Origin of the sequence: Halomonas koreensis, assembly GCF_031451675.1 — a bacterium.
GTDB classification, from domain to species: domain Bacteria; phylum Pseudomonadota; class Gammaproteobacteria; order Pseudomonadales; family Halomonadaceae; genus Halomonas; species Halomonas koreensis.
In genome coordinates, this window is sequence record NZ_JARWAK010000023.1 from 24,810 (window position 1) to 32,561 (window position 7,752).

Here is a 7,752-nt window from a genome sequence, read left to right on the forward strand (position 1 = left end):
GCCCACGATGCCAGTACGCGATTCGTACCACTCCCTCCCGGCCCTGCCACCTCCCCCCGTTGCTGCCCCCGGCTTTCTCGATGGGCGCAACGCCTCCTCGTCGCAGGCCTCGCGGACCTGCGCCGACTGGCTGGGCTGAGCCTGTTCGCCGATGTGCCGCGTTCCCCGGACGCCAGCTCCGAGTGCGCCTGATAGACTAGGGCGACCGCCCCGCACGCATGGAGCCCGGGGCCGTACCGATCCCGGCATGGAGCATCTCCCTTGGCCCGCTTGCTTTCCGACCTGATCGCCGTCTCGCGCAGGGAGACGGCTCCCCTGATTCGCCTGACCCTGCCCATCTGCGGCGCCCAGCTGGCCCAGGCGGGCATGAGCACCGTCGACGTCATGATGACCGGCCGGCTGAGCGCCACCGACCTGGCCGCGGTGTCGGTGGGCTCGAGCCTGTGGCTGCCGCTGATGCTGTTCATGACCGGCACCCTGATGGGGCTGACGCCGATCGTCGCCCACCTGCTGGGCGGCAATCGCCGGTCGTCGATCCGCCTCCAGGTGCACCAGGCGCTGTGGATCGGCCTGGCACTGGGACTGGTCGCCGCCCTGCTGCTGTGGACGGCGGTCATGCCGGTGTTCCGGCTGATGGACGTGCCCGCGGAGGTGGCCGCCCGCTCGGCCGGCTACCTGGCCGCGGTGGCCTTCGGGCTGCCCGGCGTGGGGATCTTCATGGCCCTGCGCGCCTTCTCGGACGGCATGAACCACACCCGGCCGGCGCTGTGGATCAGCCTGGTGGGCCTGGCCGTGAACATCCCCAGCAACTTCGTGCTCATCTACGGCGGCGAGGGGCTGGCCGGCCTGTTCGGCGGCTGGCTGCCCGCGCCGCTGTCGGCCCTGCCCGCGCTCGGCGCGGTGGGCTGCGGCATCGCCACGGCCCTGTCGATGTGGGTGATGTGCCTGACCATGATCGCCTACACCCGCCACAGCCGGGCCTACGGCGAGGTCACGCTGTGGTGCTCGCCCACGCCGCCGCGCTGGCGGGTCATCGGCGAGCTCCTCTACGTGGGCGTGCCGATCGGCGTGTCGATCTTCGTCGAGGTGACCCTGTTCACCCTGATCGCGCTGTTCATCGCCAGCCTCGGCGAGGTGACGGTGGCCGCCCACCAGGTGGCCCTGAACTACACCTCGCTGCTGTTCATGCTGCCGCTGTCGCTGGGCATGGCGCTGACGGTGCGGGTCGGCAACACCCTGGGCCAGGGACGCCCGGAGGCCGCCCGCTGGGTGGCCTGGAACGGCATCCTGGTGGCGGTGGCGGTGGCGCTGCTCAACAGCCTGCTGCTGTGGCTGACCGCCGAGCCGGTGATCGGGCTCTACACCCAGGACCCGGCGGTGACCCGGCTGACGCTCTCGCTGGTCGGCCTGGCCATGCTCTACCAGGTCTCGGACTCCCTGCAGGTGAACCTGGCCGGCGCCCTGCGCGGCTACAAGGACACCCGGATCATCATGCTGATCACCCTGGTCGCCTACTGGCTGGTGGGGCTGGGCGGCGGCCACTGGCTGGGCGATCATGGCCTCTTCGGCCGGGTCGCGCCGCTGGGCGTGCACGGCTACTGGATCGGCCTGGTGGCCGGACTGACGGTCGCGGCGATCCTGCTGGGCGAACGCTTGAGACGACGGAGCAAGGCGATAGCGCATGGCGAGATGGAGATTCCGCAGACCCCGGACTGAGGGCCGCCGCCGGTGGTGCCTGGCCCTGGTGGCGGGGCTGCTGGCCGGCTGCGGCGAGGGGCCGGCCGACCGCCTGCTGACCGGCTACCAGGGCGAGCTGGCGGAGCGCCTCGCGCTGCCGCCGCCGGCCCCCGAGGCCCCGGCCAACATCGGCGCCTTCCCCGAGCGGGCGCAGCGCCTGTTCGAGATCCCCGAGACCCGGGAGGGGCTGCTCGATGTCTTCGCCCTGCGCGGCTGCCACATCGCCAACCTGGTCGCCGGGCGCAACAACCAGCTGGGCCGGGTCGCCGCGCCCAGCCAGCGCTGGCTCTACGAGCTGCGCCTGTGGCGACGCCTGAGCGGCTGCTGGAACCGCGAGGTGCCGGACACCCTCGGCGAGGGCGACCGACAGCGGCTGGCCCGGCTGACCCGGCGCAAGACCGACCAGCTGCCGCGGGCGAGCTGGAACGCCCTGTTCGCCTCCAGCGAATGGACGGGCAGCTTCTCCCGGGCCAGCGCGCCGCTGCCGCCCGACGAGCTCGACGCCGTGGACGCCCAGCTGCCCGCCCTGGCCTATCTGCGCGAGGCCACCCTCCACCAGTTCGACCGGCGCTGGTCGCCGGACTCGGCCACCCTGGAGGGCCACCTCAAGCGGCTGCGCGACCGGCCGCTGACCGCCGAGCTGCTGCGCGCGCTGATGCTCGCCGAGCGCCGCCTGACGGAGGCCTCGGCGCTGCTCGAGACGGCCCTGGCGGAGTCGCGCTGTCCCGCCGATGGCGCCGCGCTGGATCAGGGCCCCCAGGCCCGGCGCCTGGCGGCCTGGCTGCCGCGCCTGCAGGCCGCATCGCGGCGCTGGCTGGCCGCGGTGGGGGCGCTGCTCGATGCCCAGGCGGTGGCGCCGCGCCCCGCCGTCGCGGCCTATCGCCGCCGCTGGCTGTCGCTGACCCGAGCCGAGGCTCCCTGGCCGGCGCTGGCGGCGGCCCGCACGCGGCATCGCGCCCTGGCGACGTCGCTGCGGCGGCACTGTCGATGACGCCTGGCGGCGAGAAAAAATCACGTGCCCGCAAGGCGTTATCGGGCCCAATCCGGTGGCGGGCGCGGTGGCGGGCCGCCCCGCGGCCGCGCCAGGAGGGCGACAGGCCTTAACCTCGGTCACCACTCTGTGCTATTGATGGGATGACAGTGACGTTGTGCGCTGCCGACCGGCCCGAGCGGGCCGATGCCGTGACCCCGCAGCTGCTGGAGGGACGACTTCATGGGTATCCCGCTGTCACCTCGCCCCGCCCGGGTCATCGACCTGGAAACCCGGCGCCGACGCCAACAGGCCCGTCGTCGGCTGGTGCGTCTGGCCCCGGAACTCGATGGCCTGGAAATGGTGTACCACCTGCCCCAGGAGGACGATGCCTACTTCGGCATGCCGCTGCTGGCCTGGGGGCTTCGGGAAGACGGCGAGGTCGTCGGCCTGGTGCCCTGGATGGAGCGCCTGACGCCCTGCCATCTGCTCGACGATCCCGAGCACGGCCACTTCGTGGGCTATCGCGACCCGGAGACCGAGGAGCTCTTCGAGGCGCCGCCGGACCACAAGGTCGTGGAGCTGCACCAGGCCGCCGCCTACTTCGAGTACGAGGAGACCCGTGAGCCGTCCCTGATCCAGCAGCTGCCGGAGACCCAGGGCACCCACGCGCTGTGCATGGACGACAGCGGCGACCCCTGGCAGCTCAAGCAGGTCTTCGGCTGGCGGCTCTACAGCGACGGCGGCATCGAGGCCCTGCTCGCCGACGAGCAGCGGGTCGACTCGACGCCGATCCTCCCCGGCGACGACTGCCTCTACCCCGGCCACAGCCGGCACCGGGTGGTCTACTTCTTCCAGCGCCAGATCGCCAACCGCATTCGCCGCGAGGACCCCGCCACCCTCGAGGCCCTGGCCCTGATGGTGATGCCGCCCGACACGGAGAGTTGAAGGCCGCGCCTGGCCCGCCCTCAGCCCAGCCGGATAAAGTACAGGTAGCGGTCGTCCTCTTCCCGCTGCGCCACCAGCTCGTGGCCGAGGAAGCCGCAGAACTTGGGCACGTCGCGGGTGGTCGCCGGATCACTGGCGACCACCTTGAGGACCTGCCCCGGCTGCATGTCGCGCACCTTGTTGTGCATCAGCATGATCGGTTCGGGACAGTAGAGTCCGGTGGTGTCCAGCTCGGCATCACAGGCTGGCAGGGAATCCGTGGCATCGACCATGGTGTGACCTCGCCTCTCAAACAGGATCGGAAGTGGAGAGTGATGGAATGATCAAGATCATTATCGAGCGTCGTATCATGCCCGGACTGGAGGCAGAATACGAGCAGGCCGCCCGCGAGGCCATGCGCCAGGTGCTGGGCGCCCCCGGCTTCGGGGGCGGCGAGAGCCTCGTCGAGATGGGCCATGAGGACCGCCGCCTGATGATCACCACCTGGCGCGACCTGCGCGCCTGGAAGGAGTGGCGCGACAGCGAACAGCGCCAACGCACCATGCAGAACATCTATCCGTTGCTCACCGAGGAAGAGCGGATCCGCATCTACCAGATCGACTACTAGGCCGTCTCGGCGACCGGCTTACTGCTGAGACCTCCCCCTAGGCGACCAGCCGGACATGGACCGTCACCTCTTCCCGGTCGTGGTAGAGGTGGCGACAGCCGATGCGGGCGACCACGCCGGCCTCCGCCAGAGCCGCCTCCAGTCGCGCTAGGCCCTGCGACACGGCCTCCCAGCGCCGCTTCATCGGCAGCTTCAGGTTGAACACCGCCTCCCGGCACCAGCGCCGGACCAGCCAGCGCTCGACCATGTCGATCACCCGTGCCGGCTTGTCGACGATATCGCAGACCAGCCAGTCCAGGCGCGCCGGCGGCGTCCATACGAAGCCGTCTTCCGCGAGATGCTCGACCAGGCCGGTGGCCATCAGCCGGCGGTCCATGGGGCCGTTGTCGATGGCGAACACCTGCATGCCGCGCTGCACCAGTTGCCAGGTCCAGCCACCGGGCGCCGCCCCCAGGTCCGCCGCCTGCATGCCCTCCGCCAGGCGAGTCTCCCACTCGTCCCGGGGCACGAACTCGTGCCAGGCCTCCTCGAGCTTGAGGGTCGAGCGGCTCGGGGCGTCGTGGGGAAAGCGCAGGCGGCGGATACCGCCGGGCTGATCGCTGCGGTTGCCGGGAAAGCTCATCCCCAGCTGCACCCGGTCGCCGTCGGTCCACAGCAGGTGCAGCCGACGGCCACCGGCCTTGCGGCGCAGCGCCCCGCGCTTCTTCAGGCCGGCCTCCAGGGGGCGCCGCAGCGCCTTGATCAACCCGGCCAGGGCCTTGGCCTCGTTGGTGTCCGGCGTTTCCTGCCAGACGGCCTCGAAGCTCCAGCCGCTGTCCGCCACCTGGTCGATGATGGCCGACAGCCGGTCGTCCCGATCGAGGGCCAGGGGCGGCAGCGCCACCAGGCTCTGGCGCGCGAAGACCAGCGAGGCCAGGGGCAGCGCGCGGTGCAGGCCGTTGGCGGGTTGCGACTCGGTCAGCACGAAGCGCACGAAGCCGCCGCCGCGCTCGAAGCGGGGCGCGCCGGACTCGCCGGCGAGGGCGGCCTTCTCGAGGAGTTCCGCGGCCAGGTCGGGCTCGAAGCCCGGCCGGCAATACAGCAGCAGTTCGTGGGGCACGGTCATGAGCTCTCCTCGTCACGGCGCTTGCCGCGTCCGGCGGCGCGCCACAGGTCCTCGATATCCTGCAACTGCACGCTGAGCGCATCGGTGGAGAGCAGGATCTCCCAGAAGGAATAGATCAGCGACACCGACAGGCACACCAGGCTGATGCCGAATAGCCACACGCCGGGCAGGGTCCACTCCAGGAAGAGCGCGAACATCGACAGGGTGCACAGCAGGAAGCTCAGCACGCCGGCCAGCTGCATGCGCTTGGTCAACGAGATGCGCTTGCGCAGCAGCAGGATCTGGCGCGCCGCCGCTTCCTGCCCCTGGTCGCGCACCTCGTCGGCCAGCTTGCGGGTCAGCTGGGCCAGCACCAGGAAGCGGTTCGTGTAGGCGAGCAGCAGCAGGGAAATCGCGGGAAACAGCAGGGCGGGCGTCGTCAGGGTCACGGCGCGAGCTCCTCGGTGATCGGAGGCGCCAATGGTAGCAGGCCGCCCGCCGCCGAGCGACGGGCGGCCCGACTCAGGCCTCGGCCGCCGGCTTCCGCGAGGGCGCCAGCAGCTCCTGTTCGCGGGCCATGGCGATGGCCGCCTGCGGGCCCGTCCACAGCGAGGGCAGCAGCACCAGCGAGACCGGGATGGCGGTGATCACGATGAACTGCTGCAGGGCACTGATCTGCCCGGCGCCCATGTACAGCAGCACCGCCGCCATCAGTGCCATGGCGATGCCCCAGAAGGCGCGCACCAGCACATTGGGCGCGTCATGCCCGGCGCCGACCACCGAGATCGCATAGCTCATGGAATCGCCGGTGGTGGCGACGAAGATGGTGGTCAGCACCAGGATGGCCAGGGCCATCACCGGCCCACCGGGCAGCGCCTGGGCCACGGTCAGGGTGGCCACGTCGAACTGGAAGTCCTGCAGCGCGGCGGACAGGTCGATGGCACCGCTCAGCTGGTAGTGGATGCCCGACCCGCCGAGCAGGGTGAACCAGACGGTGGTGGCGATCGGCGCCATCACGGCCACCGCCAGGATCATCTGGCGGATGGTGCGCCCGCGGGAGATGCGCGCCACGAAGATCGCCATCAGCGGACCGTAGCCGATGAACCAGGCGAAGAAGAACACCGTCCACCACTGCATCCACCAGTCCGGCGCGGTCTGAGAGGTCATGGTGGCCATGGTGAAGAAGGAGGTCAGGTACTCGCCGAAGCCCTGGGTGAAGGCATTGGTCAGGAACTGGGTGGGCCCGAAGAGGAAGATCACCGCGGCGATGGCCAGGGCCAGGAGCACGTTGAAGCGGCTGAGCACCTGGATGCCGCGATGGATGCCGGTCATGGCCGAGGACACGTAGACGACGCCCAGCGCCACCAGGATGGCCAGCTGGGTGCCGTAGCCTTCGGGCAGGCCGAACAGTTCGTGCAGGCCGAAGCTGACCTGGGTGGCCAGGAAGCCGATCGGGCCCACGGTGCCGGCGACCACGGCGATCACGCACAGGGCGTCGACCACGCCGCCGAGCCAGCCCTGCATGCGGCGATCGCCGAGCACCGGCACCAGCAGGGTACGCGGCTGCAGCGGCAGGCCCCGCACATAGTGGGCATGGGCCAGCACCACCGCGGTCAGTGAGCCGAGCACCGCCCAGGCCAGAAAGCCCCAGTGCATGAACGACTGGGCCAGCGCGCCGGCGATGGCCTCCGCGGTGCCCGCCTCGGTGTCGAAGGCCGGCGGGGTGACCACGAAATGGTAGACCGGCTCGCCGGCGGCGAAGAACACGCCGCCCCCGGCCAGCAGGGTGCACATGATGATCGACAGCCACTTGAAGGTGCTCAGCTCGGGCCGGTCGAGATTCCCGACCCGAGCGCTGGCCACCGGCGAGAAGGCCAGCCCCATGGCCACCAGGAAGGTCAGCAGCAGCAACAGCTGGAAATAGCTGCCCAGCGTCTTGGCCGTCCACGCGAACCCGGCGGCGATGCCACCGGCCACCATGTCGATGTCGTACAGCGACAGCGCCAGGAAGCCGAGGATGAAGCCGATGCTCAGGCCGAGCACCAGGGGATCGCCCAGCCGTCCGGGCGCGGACGCGGCGGTGGTCGTCGTAGTGGCGTGTGGTTCGCTCATGCAATGCTGTCGGCCGGAGGCCGCACTCTCCTCTTCGGAAATGACAGGTGGGATGACACGCCTCGCCGGCGCAGCGGCGGGGTGAAGAAAAGCCCCGAGCTCCTTCGAGCACGGGGCTTCCACGGCAGGGGGGATCAAGAGATCGAAACAAAAAGGCCCCGAGCTCTCTCGAGCCCGGGGCCTTTTCCGAATAAGTGCCTGACGATGACCTACTCTCGCATGGGAACTCCCACACTACCATCGGCGCTGAGCGGTTTCACTGCTGAGTTCGGCAAGGGATCAGGTGGTTCCCGC

8 protein-coding genes and 1 rRNA gene are annotated in these 7,752 nt (G+C 70.4%); 4 read left to right on the forward strand and 5 right to left on the reverse strand.

From position 1 onward, the window contains the following. The first annotated feature begins 261 nt into the window (after nucleotides 1-261). The 3 genes from QC818_RS17680 to QC818_RS17690 all read left to right on the forward strand — a co-directional run bounded on the left by QC818_RS17680 (nucleotide 262) and on the right by QC818_RS17690 (nucleotide 3,655). On the forward strand, nucleotides 262-1,716 hold the full coding sequence (locus tag QC818_RS17680; protein WP_309654190.1) for an MATE family efflux transporter: 1,455 nt from the start codon (nucleotides 262-264) through the stop codon (nucleotides 1,714-1,716). Continuing rightward, nucleotides 1,682-2,728 carry a DUF3080 family protein gene (locus QC818_RS17685; RefSeq protein ID WP_309654191.1) on the forward strand — a complete coding sequence of 349 codons (1,047 nt, stop codon included), beginning with the start codon at nucleotides 1,682-1,684 and terminating at the stop codon, nucleotides 2,726-2,728. Before QC818_RS17680 ends, QC818_RS17685 begins: the two co-directional genes overlap by 35 nt. 222 nt (nucleotides 2,729-2,950) lie before the next feature. Beyond that, entirely contained in the window at nucleotides 2,951-3,655 is a 705-nt protein-coding gene (locus QC818_RS17690) for a hypothetical protein (RefSeq protein ID WP_309654192.1), read from the forward strand. Nucleotides 3,656-3,675: 20 nt separating this feature from the next. Here QC818_RS17690 and tusA read toward each other — a convergent pair whose 3' ends face one another. Continuing rightward, nucleotides 3,676-3,927 carry a sulfurtransferase TusA gene (gene tusA, locus QC818_RS17695; protein ID WP_309654193.1) on the reverse strand — a complete coding sequence of 84 codons (252 nt, stop codon included), beginning with the start codon at nucleotides 3,925-3,927 and terminating at the stop codon, nucleotides 3,676-3,678. Nucleotides 3,928-3,974: 47 nt separating this feature from the next. Between tusA and QC818_RS17700 the strand changes: the two genes are divergently transcribed. Further along, nucleotides 3,975-4,262, forward strand: a complete 288-nt coding sequence (locus QC818_RS17700) for an antibiotic biosynthesis monooxygenase family protein (protein ID WP_309654194.1) — start codon at nucleotides 3,975-3,977, stop codon at nucleotides 4,260-4,262. Between the two features lie 37 nt (nucleotides 4,263-4,299). Here QC818_RS17700 and rlmM read toward each other — a convergent pair whose 3' ends face one another. The 4 genes from rlmM to rrf all read right to left on the reverse strand — a co-directional run. Further along, on the reverse strand, nucleotides 4,300-5,367 hold the full coding sequence (gene rlmM / locus QC818_RS17705) for a 23S rRNA (cytidine(2498)-2'-O)-methyltransferase RlmM (RefSeq protein ID WP_309654195.1): 1,068 nt from the start codon (nucleotides 5,365-5,367) through the stop codon (nucleotides 4,300-4,302). After that, nucleotides 5,364-5,795: a DUF2721 domain-containing protein gene (locus tag QC818_RS17710; RefSeq protein ID WP_309654196.1), complete on the reverse strand. Its 432-nt coding sequence runs from the start codon at nucleotides 5,793-5,795 to the stop codon at nucleotides 5,364-5,366. Before QC818_RS17710 ends, rlmM begins: the two co-directional genes overlap by 4 nt. Before the next feature lie 73 nt (nucleotides 5,796-5,868). Continuing rightward, nucleotides 5,869-7,458, reverse strand: coding sequence for a BCCT family transporter (locus tag QC818_RS17715; protein WP_309654197.1), 1,590 nt, complete (start codon nucleotides 7,456-7,458; stop codon nucleotides 5,869-5,871). A gap of 196 nt (nucleotides 7,459-7,654) precedes the next feature. Continuing rightward, nucleotides 7,655-7,752: ribosomal RNA gene (gene rrf / locus QC818_RS17720) — 5S ribosomal RNA — on the reverse strand; the annotation flags it as partial.